This is a genomic window from Rhizobacter sp. P2_G4 (assembly GCF_056403575.1).
Genome location: NZ_JBFUFG010000003.1, coordinates 583,059 through 602,144, shown reverse-complemented (window position 1 = coordinate 602,144; position 19,086 = coordinate 583,059). Strand labels below are relative to the sequence as shown.

Genomic DNA, 19,086 nt, shown 5'->3' with positions numbered 1-19,086 from the left:
TTTCCAAAACAGGTAGCCAGGTCATGCCACGGCCTGTGCCTTGACCATTCCGGCGTACAGGCCACCCTGCGCCACCAGTTCCTCATGGCGCCCTGCCTCGACCACCCGCCCCTCGGCCAGCACGTAGATCCGGTCGGCATGGCGCACGGTGCTCAGCCGGTGGGCCACCAGCACCAGCGTGCGCTGGCCACGCCAACGGTCGATGGCCTCGTGCACCAGCCGCTCGGAAGCGGAGTCGAGCGCGGAGGTGGCCTCGTCGAAGATCCACACGCTCGCCTCCTTGTAGAGCGCGCGCGCAATCGCCAGGCGCTGGCGCTGCCCGCCCGACAGCCTGGCCCCGTTGGTGCCAATGCGCGTGGCGCGCCCCTCGGGCAGTTCGCAGACGAACTCCCACAGGTCGGCCGCACGCAGGCTGGCTTCGACGCGCGCGGCATCGTGCTGCTGCGCGTAGACCACGTTCTCTTCGATCGTGCCGTCGAAGAGCACGATGTCTTGCGACACCACCGCAAACTGGCGGCGCAGCGAGGCCTTGCGCAGCTCGCCGATGTCGATGCCGTCGAGCAGCACGCGGCCTTTCGAAGGCGCGACGAACGCGAGCAGCGTGCTGACGAGCGTGCTCTTGCCGGAGCCCGACGGGCCGACGAGCGCGATGGTCTCGCCCGAGCGCATCTCGATGTCCACGTCGCTCAACGCCGGCTGTTCCGCACCCGGATACACCACGCTCAGGTGCTCGATGCGGATGTCGCCCCGCGAGCCGTCGATCTCGCGCTGGCCCGCGTCCGGCTCGGGTGGCGTGTCCATCAGGTCGAAGCAGGCCCGTGCCTGCACCAGGCCGCCGACGATGGGCTGCGTCACGTCGGTCAGGTGGCGCATCGGCGAGATCGTCATCAGCAAGGTCGTGACGAAGGCGACGAATTCGCCGACCGTGGTGCCGCCGTGGTGCGCATCGGCCAAGGCCGCCGTGACGATCAATGCCACGCCGGCGCTCGCGACGAGCTGTGTCAACGGCGTCATGCTCGCGCCCGCCGTGGCCGACTTCAGCGTCATGCGGCGCAGGTGCTGGGCTTCGTTGCGGAAGCGGCTGCGTTCGAACTCGCCGGCATCGAAGGTACGCACCACGCGCCAAGCGCGCGCGATGTCGTCGACGATGCCGATCAACCGCACCTGCGATTCGTACGACTGCCCGCTGATCGCCAGCACGCGAGCCTGCACCCTTCGCACCACCATCCCCAACAATGGAATGGTGACGAGCGAGATCAGCGTGAGCTGCCAGTTCAGGTAGAACAGGTAGGCCAGCAAGGCCAGCAGCGTGGTGCCGTCGCGCAGCACCGTGGTCACGCCGCCGGCCAGCGAGTTGATGGAGTTCTGCGGGTCGGCGATCACGCGCGATGCCGCAACTCCCGGGCTCAGGTGGCTGTAGAGGTTGGCGTCGGCACGCATCACCGAATGGATGAGGTCGGTGCGCAGCCTGAGCACCGCGTCCGACGTGGCGCGTGCGAACAAGTAGGCACCACCGAAACCGAGCAGGCCGCGCACCGCGAACAAGCCGACGATGGCCAGCGGCACCAGCCACAGCGGAAAGGTCAGCCCACTCTTGAAGCCGTTGTCGATCAGCCACTTGAAGAACGCCGGCAGCAGCGGGTCGATGGCCGATGAGGCGAAGAACAGCGCCACCGCGGCGACCAGGCGAACGCGCTGTGCACGCGAGTACGCCGTCAGCCGGCGCAAGGTGACGCCCAACCCGGTGGGCGGCGGCTGCGCCGGAGTGGCCGGAGAAGGCGCAGGCTCACCGGCCACGGTGATGCGGCCTCGCGCCAGCTTGCGCCGGCGCCATCGCTCACGCAGCGGCACGGTGCTTGCGGCGCCCATTGAGTCGCTTCAGCCAGAAGACCAGTCGGTCGGACATCGGCAGCGCCACGTCGCGCACATGGCCCTCGAAGGAATACTTCGCAACCGCCCTCACCTCCGGGATGCCATAGGTTGCGAGCAAGCGGCGTGCATCGTCGCGCGGGTCCATCTCGGGGTGGTTCTTGTAGAGGTCGCCACCACCACCCACAGGCCGCGTGTGGTGCACCGGCGTGGCGTCGATGATGGCGATGCGGCCCAGGCCGGCGTCGCGGCACAGCGTGGGCCAGACCCAGTCGAGCCCCCAGCCGCTGCGGCTCTCGGAGAACGTGGGCCGGCACACGCGAAGCGCCTCACGGCTGAAGATCGGTGCCATCACTTCGACGAAGCCGCTGTAGCGGATGTGGCAGCGCTGGTCCTGCAGCAGCGTGTCCCAGGTGTAGTACGAATCGCGCGTCAGCGCCGGCTGCGCCAGGCACAGGCGGTAGGCACAGAAGAACGCGAACATGCGGTCGATGGTGGCGGTGTCGCAGGCGAGGTCGTCGTCGGGAAACCAGAAGCTCTCGTAGCGGTCGAGCAGCTCGGGGTTGTGTTGCAGCAGCGCGGCAATGCCGGGCCACTTGGGGCCGCGTCTCGCTTCATAGAAGTCGCCATCGTCGCGGTGGCGGCCGGGCGGGCTGCCGTAGTAGCTGATGAAGAGATCGAAATCGCGGGTGCGGCCCCTCAGCCATTGGCGGTGCAGCGATGCGTCGCCCGCACGCAGCACCACGAGGTTGCGCCGCCTCCTCATGCCCGCGAGCCCTGCGGCTGCGGCACGGCCGTTGGCGCGGGCTCGAATGCGGCCGCGCTGGTGCGCAGCGCCCACCAGTTGTGGAAGGTGTAGTGCGCCTGCAGCTGCAGCCGCTTCAGGCGTGAACGCGAGCCCTGTTCCGTGGCGGCGCGCTCGCCGATGGTCGACACCTGGCTCGACGGCGCGGCACGCACGGGGTATGGGTGAACGCCCGCCACGTGCAGATCGCACTCCCACCAGTGCCGCATGTCCACATCGACCGGCCGACCGAAGGGGCAGCGGTGCGCAAGCAGCTTCTCCGCGCCCTGCGCCGTGATGACATACGCGCCGGTGAGGCTGGGCACGCGCCGGTAAGCGATCAGTTCACGCCGGCCCAGCAGCGGTGTGCGAGCCCGGACCTTTTCGCGCGGCCGGCCGATGAGCTTCAGCACATCCCATGGCATGGTCGAAGAAGCCACCGTGCGCAGCACCTCGGGCAGGTCGTCGTCGATCTCGACATCGTCTTCGAAGATCGCCATTGCCGAGTCGCCCGACGCCACGAGACGGCGCCATGCCGCGAGGTGGCTCGCGTAGCAGCCGATCTCACCGGGCCGCAGCGCCTTGTGGTACTGAGCCGCGTTGAGCCGTTCGGAATACAGCTGCGCCGTCTGCTGAGGCGTCAAGGCCGACCCGGCCACGGCCTCGTGCCGTACCGGCCGCAGGCCGACAGCAGAAAAACGGCGGCACGCGTCTCGCCAGCGCGCCTCTTGCGACGCGAGATTGATCACGAGGATTTGCACGGTTTGTTTTCAAGCAGGGCCAGCGGTCAAGGCACGCATCAGTGCCTCAGCGCCGGCGGAGGAGCCAAAGAGGAATGAGTCAGGGTCGACTTGGCAACCCGTGTTCCCTTTTTTCAGATGAGCCTGGAGAGGACCTCCGGGCTGCATGCCGCGGCCCCGGTCAGGCGTCGCCCACCGGCACTTCCACAAGGCCGGTTCCCTGGCAAGCCGGGCACCTGGCCCCGTCGGGCTGCCGGCCTGTTCCGTTGCAGGCGCGGCATGTGTCCTCGCCGGTCTGGCCCGCCGGGTTCTCCTGAACACCAGCGCCAGGAACGGGCACCGGGTTCACACTTGTTTCGTGCGGCGGCGAGGACCGGTTCGCCATCACGCGACCAGGAGCGCGCGGTGCAACTCCATCGCCATCCGTCGCCGCGTTGCCGGCTGAACATGGCGACCGACTTCGACCTTCCTGCCACGCTCGGACAAGGAGACCAGCGAATCGTTCTCAGTGCCCGCCTCGATGCGCACGAAGGGCGCATAGAACTCGGTGCGATCGGTGCGGCTGCCGCAGCACTGCTCGACGGCCAGGCGGCCGTTCTGCAGGACCACCGTGTCGTGGTCGCAGGCGTGCCGTGCGTAAGACCACGCGGCCACGACGGTCGCCCCCATCTGCACCAGCACGAACAGGGACACGAGCGCGTAGCCCAGCCCCCAGAACATCAGCGCGGCGCACGCACTCACGAGCAGCATCACCGCCACACACGCCATCAGCTGCTTGGGGGTGAGCGAGCAATTCCGCTTGAGTTGCCATCGCACGGCCAGCCCGTTCGGGGTCTGTTCGAAACGCGCCAGGCGGAAGACCGGGTCGTCATCGATGGGGACGGGCGAGGCATCGGCTGCTCCCCGCGACACAGGGGAAGAAGAATGGCGATCGTTGCTCATGGTGCAGGTCCTCTAGGGGGATGACGTCGTCATGAGGTTCGGCAAGTGGAGTGCCCACCGCCGCCTGCTGACAGCGCCATCCGAGCCCCAGGGCCGGCCCGCAATTTCCGCATTGCGCCCTGGCTTGCGGCAAATGATGGAAAAGCAGCGCGAGGGATGTGGGGCCGCCGGCACGCGGCACAGGGTTTGCCGGCGAAGGGGTCCCAAACGGAACGCCTTCAGTCCTGAGCGAAAGAGCCACGATGCCAACCATCCCCCGCGACTCTCCCCTCGACAGCACCTTCGCGCTGCTTGCCGACCCCTATGGCTTCATCTCCAAGCGATGCCAACGCCTGGGCACCGAGCTGTTCGAGACACGCATCATGCTGCGCAAGACGATCTGCATGACCGGCTCGCGCGCCGCAGAAGTGTTCTACGACCCCGAGCGGTTCCAGCGCAAGGGCGCGGCACCGGAGCCGCTGCGCGCCACCCTGTTCGGCAAGGGCGCCGTGCAGGGCCTCGATGGCGAAGCGCACCAGCGGCGCAAGGCCTTGTTCCTGAACATCCTCTCGCCGCAATCGGTGAAAGAGCTCGCCGACTACGCCCGCCGCCATTGGTCTGAGATGGCCCTCACCTGGACACCGGGGAGCAAGGTGGTGCTCTACGACACCGCACAGCTGGTGTTGACGCGCGCGGTGTGCGAGTGGGCCGGCGTGCCGCTCGCCCCGGATGAAGAAAACCGCCGCGTCAAGGACCTGGTGCCCTTGTTCAACGACGCCGCGCGAGGCGGCCTGAACCACCTGCGCGCACGCATCGCACGCAAGCGTGCAGAGCGCTGGCTCAGTGGCCTGATCGACACGGTGCGAAAGGGAGCGCTCAGTGCGCCAAGTGGTGGGGCGTTGCACCAGGTGGCCTATCACCGCGACGTCTCGGGCCTGTGGCTCTCGTCGCGTGTGGCGGCCGTGGAGCTGCTCAACGTGCTGCGTCCAACGGTTGCGACATCCGTCTACGTGGTGTTCGCAGCGCACGCCTTGCAGCTCAACCCGAAGTGCCGCGACGAGTTGAAGGGCGGCGATCCTCGGACGTTGCTGCGATTCGTGCACGAGGTGCGGCGCCACTACCCGTTCTTCCCGGCTGTCGTCGCCAAGGTGCGGCGAGACTTCGACTGGAACGGTTTTCACTTCACCAAGGGCACACGCGCGATGCTCGACCTCTACGGCATCAACCACGATCCGCACGGTTGGATGGCGCCAGAGCGGTTCCGCCCCGAGCGGTTCAGCGAGCACAGGCCGGGGGCATTCGAGTTCGTGCCGCAAGGCGGTGCCGATGCCGCAGGCAACCACCGCTGCCCCGGTGAAGGCGTGACAGTCGCGCTGATGGCAGGCGCGGTCGACTTTCTGATTAACCAGCTCGACTACGAAGTCGTGCCGCAAGACCTGCGGATCGATCAGCACCGCTTGCCTGCGTTGCCGAGATCGCAGTTCGTCATCAAGGTGCTCGGCCACCGCACGTGATCGCCGAATTTTTCGGCATGTCGGTTGCCGGAAGGCACCGCACCGGAGCTTCTCCGGCAATCACCAAAGGAGATCGTGATGACCACCAATGACATCCCCAGCCAACAGCAAGGCCAGGGCGGCGGCAACCAGCAACAGGACCAGAGCAGCAACCAGGCCGGTCAGCAATCGCAAGGCCAAGGCAACAGCAATCAACCCGGCCAGCAGTCGCAGAGCGGCTCGCAATCTGGTCAGCAGTCGGGTCAGCAGTCCCAGGGCAGCGATCGAGGCAATCAGCAGTCGACGACCATCAGCCCGGGCAACCTGCAGCAGGGCGGAAGCCCGAAAGACCAGCAAGGCTCTGACCGCACGGGTCGGCAAGCCTCGCAGACCGAGGCACCTGGCCGCCAAGCCGGGCAGGAAGGCAGCCAGTCGGGCCAGCAAGGGCAAAGCGGCACGCAGCCCGACCAGCAAGGGGCGGAGAACCTGCCGGGATAAAACCGAGCCGCACAGCCCGAGGTCCGTGATTGATGGATCTCGGGCCTCTTCTTTCCGCGAAGGAGTCGTCGTGAGCAGCATTCCTGCGCCCCGAACCCCACATGACGCACCACATGCCGCGCCGCATGACGCCGCACACATCCACGAGGCTGACCATCACATGCCGCACGGTTGGCGGCGCTGGCTGTTCGCCACCAACCACAAGGACATCGGCACGATGTACCTGCTCTTCAGCTTCACCATGTTCATGGTGGGCGGTGTGCTCGCGATGCTGATCCGCGCAGAGCTCTTCCAGCCCGGGCTGCAGATCATGAATCCGCACTTCTACAACCAGCTCGTCACGATGCACGGGCTCATCATGGTGTTCGGGGCCATCATGCCGGCCTTCGTGGGCTTCGCGAACTGGATGGTGCCGATGATGATCGGCGCGTCCGACATGGCCTTCGCGCGCATGAACAACCTGAGCTTCTGGCTGCTGATCCCGGCCGCGCTGATGCTGATGATCGGCTTCGTGATGCCAGGTGGCGCGCCCAGCGCGGGCTGGACGCTCTACCCGCCCCTCACCTACCAGATGCAACCCAGCATGGACGCCGCGATCTTTGCGCTGCACGTGCTCGGCGTCAGCTCCATCATGGGCTCGATCAACATCATCGTGACCATCCTCAACATGCGTGCACCCGGCATGAAGCTGATGAAGATGCCGATGTTCTGCTGGGGCTGGCTCATTACGGCCTACCTGTTGATCGGCGTGATGCCGGTGCTTGCCGGTGCCATCACGATGACACTCACCGACCGCCATTTCGGCACAAGCTTCTTCAACCCGGCGGAAGGCGGTGACCCGGTGCTGTACCAGCACATCTTCTGGTTCTTCGGCCACCCCGAGGTCTACATCATGATCCTGCCGGCTTTCGGCATCATCAGCCACGTGGTGCCTGCCTTCGCACGCAAGCGGCTGTTCGGCTACACCTCGATGGTGTACGCGGTGGCGGCCATCGGCATCCTCTCGTTCATCGTGTGGGCGCACCACATGTTCGCCACCGGCATGCCGGTCACAGGCCAGCTCTTCTTCATGTACGCCACCATGCTCGTGGCCGTGCCGACAGGGGTCAAGGTGTTCAACTGGGTCGCCACCATGTGGCGCGGCTCCATGACCTTCGAGACCCCGATGCTCTTCGCGGTGGGCTTCATCTTCGTGTTCTCGATCGGCGGATTGAGCGGCGTGATCCTGTCGGTCGCGCCGATCGATATCCAGGTGCACGACACCTACTACGTGATCGCGCATTTCCACTACGTGCTGGTCGCGGGCTCGCTGTTCGCGATGTTCTCCGGCTACTACTACTGGGCTCCCAAGTGGACGGGCGTGATGTACCGCGAGATGCACGGGCAGATCCACTTCTGGCTGTCGATCATCAGCTTCAACGTGGCCTTCTTTCCCATGCACTTCCTCGGGCTGGCTGGCATGCCGCGCCGTTATGCCGACTACCCGATGCAGTTCGCCGACTTCAACGCCCTCGCGTCGGTGGCCGCCTTCGTGTTCGGCATTGCGCAGGTCTACTTCGCGATCTTTGTGGTGCTGCCTGCCTTGCGCCACAAGGGCGAGCCTGCGCCGCAGCGGCCCTGGGAAGGCGCAGAAGGCCTGGAGTGGGAGGTGCCCTCGCCGGCGCCGTTCCACACCTTCGAGACACCGCCCAAGCTCAACGCATCGGCGACGCGCGTGGTCGGCTAGCGTCTGTTCGGATTAGCCACCCGCCGAGCACGAGCAGCACCACGCCGGAGGCCAGAAACGCCAGGTCGGCTGGCCAGTGGTTGCCGGCCGCATCCATCACGTGGTGCAGCCCGAGCAGCTGGTGGTCGATCAGGCCCTCGACGAGGTTGAAGGCGCCCCAGCCGACAGCCATGCCGCCGAGCAGCGTGCGGCCCGACCACGGCACATTGGAGCGCAGGGCAACACGGTGCAGCTGCCACAGGCCGATCACCGTCAACAGCCACACCGCGGCGTGGAAGACACCGTCCCAGAACATGTTCAGCTTGGCGTTGAGCAGGTTGTCGGGCGGCAGGCGTGCCGAGAACATGTTGTGCCACTGCAGCAGCTGGTGGAACACGATGCCGTCGAAGAAGCCGCCCAGGCCGGCGCCCAGCAGCACACCTGCGGCGATGAGCGGGCGGCGTGGATTTCGACTCATGTCTCGCGGCTCATGTCTCTCGGCTCATCCCGAGCCCTCCGCGGCGTCGCCTGCGCACAGCCACCAGGCGAGCAAGCCCACCACCGCGGCCGGCGAGATCACGAGTGCGAGGTTGAGCAGAAAGTCGGCATCATGGATGCGCGCGCGAACCGCCGGTGCACAGGCCGCGCAGGCCCATGCACCGTCGGTCGCGGCAAGACCGCCGAGAACGAGCAGGCCGTTGGCGTACTTCATGGCGCGCGGGCCCACCGTTCTCGAGCGAAACGATGGCACCGTCGCGTGGGCGATGCCATCGGCATGCTTCAGGCCGGCTGAGACTGCTTGCGCGACCCGTCGGACGACGGGTTCTTATCCTTCTGCGAGGACTGCGAAGCCTGCGAGGGTTGCGACGAAGATGACTGGGACGACTGCGGCTGTGAGCCCGAGCTCGAACCCGAAGCCGAAGCCGTCGGCCGGTTCGATGCGCTCTGGTTCGACTCGGTGCTGGCCTCGTTCGACGTCTCCGAGCCGGACTTGGAGCCCTCGATCCTCGAAGTCTCCGTCCGCTTGCTGCCGTTGTCGGCATTGCTCGGTCCGCGGATCTCGATGCGGCGGGTGCGCTGCTGGTTCTCTTCCTTAGGCAGGTGGATGGTCAGCACACCGTTCTCGAACTCGGCCTGGGCGCGCTCGGCTTCCGGCGCGAAGGGGAGCTGCATGCTGCGCTCGAAGCGGCCGTAGCTACGCTCCATCACGTGGTAGTTCTGCTGTTTCTGCTCGGAGGCGCTCTTCTTCTCGCCGGTGATGGTCAAGGTCTCGCCTTCGATCTTCACTTCGACGTCGGACTGCTGCACGCCCGGCAGATCGGCGGTCACGCACAGTTCGTCGTCACGCTCCTCGACGTCCACGCGCACGGGCGCCAGCATCGAAGTGGCTTGCTGGGCCCATGACAGGGGCCAGAGCGAGCCACGGAACACCTCGTCGAAAACGCGGTTCATGTCGCGATGCAAGTCGAGCATCGGCTCACGGTTGATCAGTTCGCGGCTGGATTGAAAGGGTCGCATGTAGTGGGTAGAAGCCATGTGTTTCTCTCCTAAAAAAGAGGGGTGGGCGGGAGCGAGCATCGGGCATCTGGCGTTCCATCTCTCTCGCCAGGAAAGCTCGAGCCGGCACCTCTTTTTGTTGCCAGCGGCTCTCTGATTTGCAGTAAATCCTGGATCGTTTCGAGCGCCTACAGCGTGCTTCTCACATCGTTCTTCGATCACCAGCTTTGAGCTGATCTCGGCACCCGATTTGCCGCGATGCAATGGGCAACTCAAGGAGGCGTCAGGACGCCCACAACCCGGCTTCCAGGCCCGTGCCCTGGGCGGCAGTGGCCGGCACATTGATGCTGCGGCCCGTCACGTGTTCGTACTCGACGGGGTCGTGCGAGCAGAACACCTCGACCTCCGGCTGTCCCTGCCTCAACGCCCGCAGGCGTTGCTGGTTGTCGAGCCGCGCACGCCGGTCTTTCTCGAGCATGGTCTGGTACAGGCGCAGGCCCGGCGTACACCACGGGTTCAGGGCGTCCATCTCGCGGTGGTAGAAGTACGCGTCGCCGGCCTGCAGCAGCCAGCGCCCGTGCGAACGGATGGCGACACCCGCATGGCCGAAGGTGTGGCCGACCAGCGGCACCAGCGCGATGTCGGGCGGCAGGCCGTTGTCGACGCAGGCACCGGCAAAGCCGAACCAGCTCTCGCCGCCACCATCTCCGTGAACCTGCCAGCGGCCACGGCTTGACCACTGCTGCGGACGAAAGCGCTGCCGGTCCATCCAGGTCTCTTGCTGGAAGGCGTGGTCGCGCTCCCGCCGCAGCATGTGAACGCGTGCAGCCGGAAAGTCGTCGAGCCCGCCGGCATGGTCGAAGTCGAGGTGGGTGAGCACGATGTGTTGCACGTCTGCGGCGCTGTAGCCCAGGCGCTCGATCTGGCGCACGGCCGTCATCTCCTCGCGGAAGTCGGGGCTCAGYAGCTTGAGGAAGAACCCGCTGAGGCGCGATCGCGGATCGGCCACGTCACGCAGGCCGAAACCGGTGTCCACCAGCACCAGGCCGTCAGACGATTCCGCCAGCAGGCAATGGCAGCAGAGCTTTCCGCGTTCGAGCACCGAGCGGGCCCGGCCGTCCATCAGACGCCCGCCGAGCGGGCACGACGAGATGCAATTGAGGTGGTGAATGCGCATGGGTGGTGCCTCCCGGCGTCGCCAGATCGGCTGGCCGCATGCAGGCGAGCGGCACACCGCGTGCCGCTTCTGGGCGACTCAGCTCCCCATTCACACCAGATGCCCGCCGACTTCAAGCCACTTGTTCTCATTGGAGCTTCGGCTGGGGGGGTGACGGCATTGAGGCGACTGGCTTCCGAGCTTCCGGCAGACCTGCAAGCACCGGTGGCAATGGTGCTGCACATCGGCCCCCACCCCAGCCACCTGCCCGAGCTTCTTCAGGCTGCCGGGCCACTGCCCGCATCGCACGCGCATGACGGGCAACTGCTCAGGCCCGGCCATCTGTACGTGGCGCCGCCGGATCACCACATGCTGATCGACGGGCCGGTGCTGCGGCTCACGCGCGGCCCGAAGGAACACCACTCGCGCCCAGCCATCGATCCGCTGTTCCGCTCGGGCGCACTCAGTCACGGTTCAAGCGTGGTCGGTGTCGTGCTCACCGGCCTGCTGGACGATGGGACCGCGGGGCTGCAGGCCATCAAGGAATGCGGCGGCGCGGCCGTCGTCCAGGCCCCAGAAGACGCTGAGGAGCCGAGCATGCCGCTCAGCGCCCTCAAGCACGTGCAGGTCGATCACTGCGTCGCCTTGAAAGGCATGGCGGCGCTGCTGGTCGAGCTCACAAGCAGAGCTCCCGGCCCCGCCACGCAGCCTCCTCCGAAGTGGCTGCATGAGCACGACCTCGCGCTCGGCAAAGGAGACCCCATGGAGCATCTAGAAGCCATTGCCACCCCATCGACTTTCGTCTGCCCGGACTGCAAGGGTGGTCTGTGGACCATCTCGGGCTCGCGTCCCATCCGGTTCATCTGCCACGTAGGACACAGCTTCACCTTGCAAACTTTGCTGCACGCACAGGCTCTGGCGACCGACGAAGCGCTGTGGACGGCCATCCGGGCCCTGCAGGAAAAGCGGCTGTTGTTCGACAAAAGCGCCGAGGCGCTGAGGAGCGAAGGTGACGATGCGCAGGCGCAGTGGTCGGCCCAGGAGGCGCGTGCGTTACAGCGCCAGGAACGCCTGCTACGCCATCTGGTCGAAGTGCCACCCCCTTCCTGACGGGGGACGTCAAAGGCCTTCTTCGTAGCGCGGCATCTGGCTTGCTGCCATTGCAGGTGGGGAGATTTTTCCCTCACCCACAACGTCGCCATGCGACTACTGCAGGAGCCCGAATGCCTTTGACCGATTCACAACTGGAACAGCTCCGCGCGAAACTCGACGCACGCGAAGTACAGCTCAGCGGTGAACTGCAAACCATCAACCAGGACGACGCGGATTCGCCGCCGGTGGCCGATCGCCATGCCCAAGTCGAAGATTTCGGCGAGCGCGGCGAGCACCGCCTGCGCGCCGAAGTGCGCTTCGCCGAAAAAGAGCGCGACATTGACGAGCTGCTGGCCATCGCCGCCGCCAAGGAGCGCATGACGCGCGGCGTGTACGGCGAATGCATCGACTGCGGCGTCGACATCCCGCTCGCGCGGCTCGAAGTGTCGCCAGCAAGCGCGCGCTGCCTGCCCTGCCAAGAAAAATACGAGCAGGCGCACCCCATCGGCCCGCGCATCCTGCAAACGCCGTGACGCGCGGCTCCCCGCTCCCGCAAGCGATGTCGGCGGCGCTTCCCAAGCCTGACGATGGAACCCTGGACGCGGTGGTCATCGGCGGCGGCCCGGGCGGCCTCACTGGCGCGCTCTACCTGGCGCGCTTCCGTCGCCGCGTGCTGGTCATCGATTCAGGCAACAGCCGCGCAGCCAACATTCCGTGCTCGCACAACTACCCGGGCTTTCCGCGCGGTGTGGCCGGCACTGCACTGCTGCACAGCATGCGCCAGCAGGTGGGGCGGCACGAGGTGCCGGTTCGCAGCGGCCACGTCGACAGCATCCAGCGCAGTGACGGCGTCTTCACGCTGGAGGGCACCCCGTTCGGCGAGTGCCGCGCACGCACCGTCTTGCTGGCGACGGGCGCTGCCGATGTGTGGCCCGACCTGCCCGCCGCGGCCGAAGCCCTGCGTGACGGCGTGCTGCGCTTCTGCCCGGTGTGCGACGGCTACGAGGCATCGGACCGCTCCGTCGGCGTGCTGACCAACGGCAGCGCCGGCGTGCACGAGGCGCTCTACCTGCGGCACTTCACACCGAAGGTCACCGTGTTTCTGTGCGCCGACGACGTGGTGCTCACGGCCGACGAACTGCGCAGCCTGCGCGATGCCGGCGTGGCGGTGGCTGAAGCACCGCCCAGCGCGTTCAGCCGCACCGATGGCGGCGTGACGGTGACGCATGGCGACAAGCGCAGCACGTGCTCGGCGGTGTACTCGTCGTTCGGCCTGAACGTTCGCTCGCGCCTGGCCTTGACGATCGGCGCGGCGTGCGACGCGTCCGGCTACCTCGTCGTCGACGAACACCACCGGACCAGCGTCGAGGGCCTGTACGCAGTGGGTGACGTCGCCAAGGGGCTGAACCAGATCAGCGTGGCCACGGGCGGTGCGGCCATCGCGGCTTCTGCGATGCACCTGGCCCTGAGGCAGATGACGCCTTGATGGCAACCTCGTTCAGGCCATCGCGCCGCGGTATGGCGCTTGCCGAGACGTGATTCCACTCAGCCGGTACCACCGCCATGAAAACGCACACCATCGATCACGTCATGCTCGAAGCCAACGGCCTTCGGTTCCATGCCCGCGTGGCAGGGCCCGTGCGCGGTCCGTTGGTGTTGTTGCTGCACGGTTTTCCGGAGTCGAGCTACGGCTGGCGCCACCAGATGGAGCCGCTCGCCGCCGCGGGCTTGCGTGTCGTGGCACCGGACCAGCGCGGCTATGGCCTGTCGAGCAAGCCGCAGGAGCGCTTCGCCTACCAGCTCGACACGCTGGCCGACGACGTGGTGGGCATGGCGCATGCGCTCGGCGCCAAGCGCTACGCCGTGGTCGGCCACGACTGGGGCGGTGCCGTGGCATGGCATCTCGCCTCGCGTGGCGCCGAAGGTCTCGAGCGCGTGGCAATCCTCAACGCGCCCCATGCGGGTACCGTGGGCCGCCACACCCTCACCCACCCGGGCCAGGCGTTGAAGGGGTCGTATGTCGGGTTCTTTCAGCTGCCCATGATTCCGGAGCTGGTGCTGTCCGCCGGCGACTTTCTCTGGCTGCGTCGGGCCCTCGTCTCCACCAGCCGCGAGGGTTGCTTCAGCGAAGAGGATCTGGACACCTATCGCGAGGACTGGCAGCGCGCGGGCGCCCTGACCGGCATGCTCAACTGGTACCGCGCCTTGCCGCTTCACATGCCGGCGCCGACCGGCCGGGTGCAGATCCCGGTGCGCGTGCTGTGGGGGGACCGCGACACGTATCTCGATGCCGAACTGGCCGAACGCGGCGCCGAGATGTGCGACAAGGCCCGTGTGACCCACTTCGGCGATGCAACGCACTGGCTGCACCACGAAGAGCCCGAGAAGGTCAACGAAGCGCTGCGCAGATTCTTGCGCGAGGGCACGGCATGAGGCGCAGAACGCAGGCTGCCGCGTCTGCGTCTGCGCCCCCACTTGTGGCACAGGCACCCACGCAGGTGCCGATCAAAACGGCTGCACAGGCCGGGCAAGATTCGCCGATCGCCGTCTACGGTGCCATTGCGGCCAACCTCGCCATCGCCACGACCAAGTTCATCGTGGCCGCGATCACCGGCAGCTCGGCGATGCTGTCCGAGGCCATCCATTCGACGGTCGACACCGGCAACGGCCTGCTGTTGTTGGTGGGCCTGCGCCTGAGCCGCCGGCCCGCCACCGTGGAGCACCCGTTCGGCCACGGCCGCGAACTCTACTTCTGGAGCCTCATCGTCGCGGTGCTCATCTTCGGCCTGGGCGGCGGCGTGTCCATCTACGAAGGCGTGGTTCACCTGCAGCATCCGCAGCCCATCAGCGACCCGTTCTGGAACTACGTGGTGCTGGCCGCCGCCGCGGTGTTCGAGGGCATCAGCTTCACCATCGCGCTGCGCGAGTTCCGCACCGAATCTCGGGGCCGGCCGCTGTGGCAGTCCCTGCGCAGGAGCAAGGACCCGACCACCTACACCGTGCTGGCCGAAGACAGCGCGGCGCTGGCCGGCCTCGTGATCGCCGGCCTCGGCATCTTTCTCGCACACCAGCTCGACATGCCAGCGCTCGACGGCATTGCTTCGCTCCTGATCGGCTTGCTGCTCGCCGGCGTGGCGGTGCTGCTGGTGCGCGAGGCGCGCGGCCTGCTGGTGGGCGAAGGCCTGCGGCCTGAAACGGCACGCGCCATCCACAAGATCGCGTCGCGCGACGTGCTGGTCAAGGCCACCGGGCCGCTGCGCTCCATGTACATCGGCCCGCATGAAGTGCTGCTCACGCTGGATGTGGAATTCATCCCCGAAACGCCGGCCGACGAAGCCGCGCATGCGATGGAGCAGATCGCCGACGAGATACGCCGGCGCTTTCCGATGATCAGCCGCATCACGCTCGGGCTGACCGGCTCGGCGGCCGAACGCTGGCGCGAACTCCAGATGAGCCCCGAGGCCGCCGCGCAACGCCTCGCGCACGCAGGAGCTTCGCCTTGAGCGGCGCTTTGATAACGGCGGCACAGCGCAACCCTGCTGGCGAAACGGTGTCCGGCCAACACTGATTTCGTCCCGGTCGGCAACAATGGCGCGATGACCCAACGCCTCTCCATTGCCAAAGAAAAACTCAAGTTCGTGCTGCTCGAAGGCATTCACGCTTCGGCGGTCGATGCCCTTCAGCGCGACGGCTACACCGACATCGTCACCTCGCCCAAGGCACTGGCCGGTGACGAGCTGCTGGCCGCCATCGGCGACGCGCACTTTCTCGGCATCCGCTCGCGCACGCAGCTCACGGCCGAGGTGCTGCGCGCCGCGCCCAAGCTGGTGGCCGTCGGTGCCTTCTGCATCGGCACCAACCAGATCGACCTGCACACCGCCATGCACCTGGGCGTGCCGGTGTTCAACGCACCCTTCTCCAACACGCGCAGCGTGGCCGAGCTGGTGCTGGCCGAACTCATCATGCTGATGCGCGGCATCCCGGCCAAGAACGCGGTGCTGCACCGTGGCGGCTGGACCAAGAGCGCCGCCAACTCCTTCGAAGTGCGCGGCAAGACGCTCGGCATCGTCGGCTACGGCCACATCGGCACGCAGATCGGCGTGCTGGCCGAACAGCTCGGCATGGTGGTCGTGTTCCACGACATCGAATCGAAGCTCACGCTGGGCAACGCCCGTCAGCTCGGCAGCCTGGACGAGGTGCTCGCACGATCCGACGTGGTCACGCTGCACCTGCCCGAAACGCCGTCCACGCGCGGCATGATCGGCCGCGCACAGATCATGGCGATGAAGCCGGGCTCCCACCTCATCAATGCCTCGCGCGGCACCGTGGTCGACATCGACGCGCTGGCCGACGCACTGGAGAGCGGCCACCTTCACGGCGCCGCGATCGACGTCTTCCCGGTGGAGCCGCAGGGCAACGACTCGCACTTCGAGTCGCCGCTGATCCGCTTCGACAACGTGCTGCTCACGCCGCACATCGGCGGCTCGACGCTCGAAGCCCAGGCCAACATCGGCCGCGAGGTGGCCGACAAGCTCGTGCGCTACAGCAACAACGGCTCCACCACCTCGGCCGTCAACTTCCCCGAGGTGGCGCTGCCCGAGCACACCGGCCGCAGCCGGCTGCTGCACATCCACCGCAACGTGCCGGGCGTGATCGCACGCGTCAACGAGCGGCTGTCGGCCGCCGGCATGAACGTGGCATCGCAGTTCCTGAGCACGCGCGACGACGTGGGCTATGTGGTGATCGACGTCGACAACGCCGCGCCCGAAGTGGCACTCGCCGATCTCTGCAGCCTGCCCGACACCATCCGCTGCCGCGTGCTCTATTGAGGAATGGCTTTTGCCGGTGATGCGCATCCGCATCACCGGAGCGCGCCATGTTCTTTCGATTCAGAAAGCGGAAAGCACCGACCCCGCAGCAGCGGGAGGCCACGGCAAGCGAAGCCAGCACCCCTGAACAGGGTCAAACGACCGACTGGGTTCCCGACAGCCCGCCCTCGACCGAAGAGCCCGGTGCGACGCTCGGACAGAGCAAGAACTCGCCTCTCGGCACGGGCATCGAATCGGCGCGCGGCTCGCACCGCTAGGGGTGCGGCACTCGTCTCAAGCCGCTTTCCGCGCCGGCAGCGCCAAGCGCGGCTTGCCGAGCACTTGAGTGGCCACCCGCGGTTAGCGCCCTATGTGTCGAGTCGAAGGTCTTTGCGGACCCCCGCATCCAGCAAGCTAGCGGGCGCAAACCTGCGCAGCAGGCGCAGGCGGCTGGCCATGCCGGGGGCGTAGTGGGTCTTGGGCTGCGCGGCCGTAGCCGCCTTCAACACGATGTCGGCCACCACCTCAGGTCCTTCGGCGCCCGCGATTCCTTCCTTGAGCCGCTGCTCCATGGCCGCGCGAATCTTGCGGTACATGTCCAGAGGCGTATCGGGCTGCATCGAGTTCGCTTCGAACGGCGTGTTGATATAGGGCGGCTCTACCACCGAGACGCGAATGCCCTGCGTGCGCAACTCATGGTCCAGTGATTCCGAATAGCCGGCGACCGCATGCTTGGTGGCGGAGTACAGCGCCATGTATGGCGCGGGCAAGAACCCCACCACGGAGCCGATGTTGATGATGCGACCACGCCCCTGCCGGCGCATGTGCGGCACAACGGCGCGGGTCATCCGCACCATGCCGAAGAAGTTGGTGTCGAAGATGGCCTGGGCCTGCGCGATGGAGCTTTCTTCCGCGCCGGCTGGAGCGACGCCGAAGCCCGCGTTGTTGACCAGCAGGTCGATTCGGCCCTCCAACTGGATCAGTTGCTGAACCACGGCGTCGACCGACGCGTCCTGGGTCACATCCAGGGGCAGCATCTCGAATGCGCGCTGACCCTTCTGGCCGCCGCGCCGGCTGGTGCCGTAGACCTTGTAACCAGCCTTTGACAGCTGCTGCGCAATGGCTTCGCCGATGCCCGACGAGGCGCCCGTCACCAGGGCAATTTTCTTGTTCGCGTTCATGCTGTGTTTCTGTCAGTCATTGGGTTTCTTGGAGTTACCTGGAGCGGGAGGCGCCGAAGATGTTTCAGGGAGAGCTTTCATGTCGGCCTGGAGTGCTCACAAGTCGCTCTTCGCACCGTGCGGCATCCCGCTTGACGAGATCGCGCTGAAGTGAAGTGACTGATCGACGCCGTAGGGGCGGCGGGCTGGCCACGAGTACTAGTCGCCCAGACGCCCCCTGCTCAGCGCACGCGCATACGTCTGCCGGTTCATGAGAGGCAGTTCGCCGGTGGCATTCGTCGCGGCAATGTATTTCAGCATCAGCTGCTGAGCTTCCTTTGACTGATCTCGCACGAGGAACTCAGCATGCTCTAGCTGCAAGCCCTCTTCGAGCGAGAGCGAACTGCCAAAGTAGATGGATCGCTTGATGGCCCCCAGAGATTTCTTGGGTCGGCGGCTCAGATATTCTGCGCGTTCTATCGCGCGTGCAAGCACCTTGTCCTGAGGAACGACCTCGTCGACTGCGCCGACCGCGAGGGCTTCAGCTGGCGTGAACGCCTTGCCTTCGAGAATGGCGGCTAACGATCGCTGGACGCCGATCAAGCGAGGTAGTCGCTGGGAGCCGCCACCACCTGGCGTCAGCGCGAGTAGCACTTCGGAAAGGCCGATGACAAAGTCTCCATCCGCCATGATGCGCAGATCACACGCCCAGGCGAACTCCGCGCCAACGGCAAGCGCAGAGCCATTCAGCGCCGCAATGAAGATGGTGCCGCTTGCATTCATCTTCAGGAAGGTCGCGTGGAAGCTATCGAGCTGCAAAAGCGTCTTGAGTCGCGTCATTCCCGCGAGCGTTCTAACAATCGGCACTCTATTAATGAGTCTCGCCATGCGGGTGACAATTCCGGCGACGCCGGTATTGATGGGCGGGAACCCGACACCACCCTGTTGGAGCCACGGAACGTCAGAGTGGCTCAAGAATCGATCGGGATGCGTGCCAGTGAAGACGACTGCACGAACGTTCGGGTCGCGGTCTGCGCGATCAACTAGCTCTTTTAGTTGCTTGGTGTGCGCAGCATCAAACAACGCATGCGGCCCTCCATCGATACGAGCGACGAGGACCGCACCCCGTTCTTCGACGTCGATGTGACCATGGGTCACTGTCGCGGTTTTTCCAGAATTTGAGACCATGCCTGTCTTCCTGTTGCGAAGGGATCGCGTCCCTCCGGCTGAACTATATCACCGATATACGAATGATATATCGATGATACAGAGCCCTACTCAGGAAATACCCCAAGGGCGGCGGCTCGCACTGTCCACGACAACGACGTGCCGGAGTGGATGTGCAGGACACCTCGGCTCCCGG

Annotated in this window: 19 protein-coding genes; 9 read left to right on the top strand and 10 right to left on the bottom strand. The window is 66.2% G+C overall.

From position 1 onward, the window contains the following. Positions 1–21: 21 nt before the first annotated feature. From AC1DYS_RS15605 to AC1DYS_RS15590, 4 genes are all read right to left on the bottom strand, one after another. A complete protein-coding gene (locus AC1DYS_RS15605) occupies positions 22–1,869 on the bottom strand; it encodes an ATP-binding cassette domain-containing protein (RefSeq protein WP_477900648.1) in 1,848 nt (615 codons plus the stop codon). Further along, positions 1,838–2,635 (bottom strand): DUF707 domain-containing protein, encoded by a 798-nt coding sequence (locus tag AC1DYS_RS15600; RefSeq protein ID WP_477900646.1) that lies wholly within the window; start codon positions 2,633–2,635, stop codon positions 1,838–1,840. The genes AC1DYS_RS15605 and AC1DYS_RS15600 overlap by 32 nt, the downstream gene beginning before the upstream one ends. Beyond that, the gene (locus tag AC1DYS_RS15595; RefSeq protein WP_477900644.1) at positions 2,632–3,414 is read right to left on the bottom strand and encodes a glycosyltransferase family 25 protein; all 783 of its coding nucleotides are present in this window, start codon (positions 3,412–3,414) and stop codon (positions 2,632–2,634) included. The genes AC1DYS_RS15600 and AC1DYS_RS15595 overlap by 4 nt, the downstream gene beginning before the upstream one ends. A 363-nt stretch (positions 3,415–3,777) precedes the next feature. After that, positions 3,778–4,335 (bottom strand): DUF2244 domain-containing protein, encoded by a 558-nt coding sequence (locus tag AC1DYS_RS15590; protein ID WP_477900642.1) that lies wholly within the window; start codon positions 4,333–4,335, stop codon positions 3,778–3,780. Positions 4,336–4,577: 242 nt separating this feature from the next. Here AC1DYS_RS15590 and AC1DYS_RS15585 point away from each other — a divergent pair, with 242 nt between their 5' ends. From AC1DYS_RS15585 to ctaD, 3 genes are all read left to right on the top strand, one after another. Then, a complete protein-coding gene (locus AC1DYS_RS15585) occupies positions 4,578–5,828 on the top strand; it encodes a cytochrome P450 (protein ID WP_477900640.1) in 1,251 nt (416 codons plus the stop codon). Between the two features lie 78 nt (positions 5,829–5,906). After that, positions 5,907–6,305 (top strand): hypothetical protein, encoded by a 399-nt coding sequence (locus AC1DYS_RS15580; protein ID WP_477900638.1) that lies wholly within the window; start codon positions 5,907–5,909, stop codon positions 6,303–6,305. A gap of 160 nt (positions 6,306–6,465) precedes the next feature. Next, positions 6,466–8,031: a cytochrome c oxidase subunit I gene (gene ctaD, locus AC1DYS_RS15575; RefSeq protein WP_477900852.1), complete on the top strand. Its 1,566-nt coding sequence runs from the start codon at positions 6,466–6,468 to the stop codon at positions 8,029–8,031. On the opposite strand, the gene AC1DYS_RS15570 is transcribed toward ctaD, so the two are convergent. The 4 genes from AC1DYS_RS15570 to AC1DYS_RS15555 all read right to left on the bottom strand — a co-directional run bounded on the left by AC1DYS_RS15570 (position 8,000) and on the right by AC1DYS_RS15555 (position 10,684). Beyond that, positions 8,000–8,488: a DUF2243 domain-containing protein gene (locus tag AC1DYS_RS15570; RefSeq protein WP_477900636.1), complete on the bottom strand. Its 489-nt coding sequence runs from the start codon at positions 8,486–8,488 to the stop codon at positions 8,000–8,002. The genes ctaD and AC1DYS_RS15570 overlap by 32 nt on opposite strands. A 24-nt stretch (positions 8,489–8,512) precedes the next feature. Further along, entirely contained in the window at positions 8,513–8,722 is a 210-nt protein-coding gene (locus tag AC1DYS_RS15565) for a hypothetical protein (protein ID WP_477900634.1), read from the bottom strand. 68 nt (positions 8,723–8,790) lie between these two features. After that, positions 8,791–9,588 (bottom strand): Hsp20/alpha crystallin family protein, encoded by a 798-nt coding sequence (locus tag AC1DYS_RS15560; RefSeq protein ID WP_477900632.1) that lies wholly within the window; start codon positions 9,586–9,588, stop codon positions 8,791–8,793. A 202-nt stretch (positions 9,589–9,790) separates the two neighbouring features. Further along, positions 9,791–10,684, bottom strand: a complete 894-nt coding sequence (locus AC1DYS_RS15555; protein WP_477900630.1) for an MBL fold metallo-hydrolase — start codon at positions 10,682–10,684, stop codon at positions 9,791–9,793. Between AC1DYS_RS15555 and AC1DYS_RS15550 the strand changes: the two genes are divergently transcribed. The 6 genes from AC1DYS_RS15550 (at position 10,580) to serA (ending at position 16,584) form a co-directional block, all read left to right on the top strand. Then, positions 10,580–11,773 (top strand): chemotaxis protein CheB, encoded by a 1,194-nt coding sequence (locus AC1DYS_RS15550; RefSeq protein ID WP_477900628.1) that lies wholly within the window; start codon positions 10,580–10,582, stop codon positions 11,771–11,773. The two genes, AC1DYS_RS15555 and AC1DYS_RS15550, sit on opposite strands and share 105 nt — an antisense overlap. A 113-nt stretch (positions 11,774–11,886) precedes the next feature. Next, positions 11,887–12,288 carry a TraR/DksA family transcriptional regulator gene (locus AC1DYS_RS15545; RefSeq protein ID WP_477900627.1) on the top strand — a complete coding sequence of 134 codons (402 nt, stop codon included), beginning with the start codon at positions 11,887–11,889 and terminating at the stop codon, positions 12,286–12,288. Continuing rightward, positions 12,285–13,241 carry an NAD(P)/FAD-dependent oxidoreductase gene (locus AC1DYS_RS15540; RefSeq protein ID WP_477900625.1) on the top strand — a complete coding sequence of 319 codons (957 nt, stop codon included), beginning with the start codon at positions 12,285–12,287 and terminating at the stop codon, positions 13,239–13,241. The genes AC1DYS_RS15545 and AC1DYS_RS15540 overlap by 4 nt, the downstream gene beginning before the upstream one ends. A 77-nt stretch (positions 13,242–13,318) precedes the next feature. Next, positions 13,319–14,188: an alpha/beta fold hydrolase gene (locus tag AC1DYS_RS15535; protein ID WP_477900623.1), complete on the top strand. Its 870-nt coding sequence runs from the start codon at positions 13,319–13,321 to the stop codon at positions 14,186–14,188. Positions 14,189–14,253: 65 nt separating this feature from the next. Beyond that, positions 14,254–15,258 (top strand): cation diffusion facilitator family transporter, encoded by a 1,005-nt coding sequence (locus AC1DYS_RS15530; protein WP_477900621.1) that lies wholly within the window; start codon positions 14,254–14,256, stop codon positions 15,256–15,258. A 93-nt stretch (positions 15,259–15,351) separates the two neighbouring features. Then, a complete protein-coding gene (gene serA, locus AC1DYS_RS15525; protein ID WP_477900619.1) occupies positions 15,352–16,584 on the top strand; it encodes a phosphoglycerate dehydrogenase in 1,233 nt (410 codons plus the stop codon). Between the two features lie 347 nt (positions 16,585–16,931). Here the strand turns inward: serA and AC1DYS_RS15520 are convergent, their stop codons facing one another. Further along, the gene (locus AC1DYS_RS15520; protein WP_477900617.1) at positions 16,932–17,744 is read right to left on the bottom strand and encodes an oxidoreductase; all 813 of its coding nucleotides are present in this window, start codon (positions 17,742–17,744) and stop codon (positions 16,932–16,934) included. A 198-nt stretch (positions 17,745–17,942) separates the two neighbouring features. Beyond that, complete coding sequence (locus AC1DYS_RS15515) at positions 17,943–18,911, bottom strand: enoyl-CoA hydratase/isomerase family protein (RefSeq protein WP_477900615.1); 969 nt, start codon at positions 18,909–18,911, stop codon at positions 17,943–17,945. Positions 18,912–19,086: the final 175 nt, after the last annotated feature.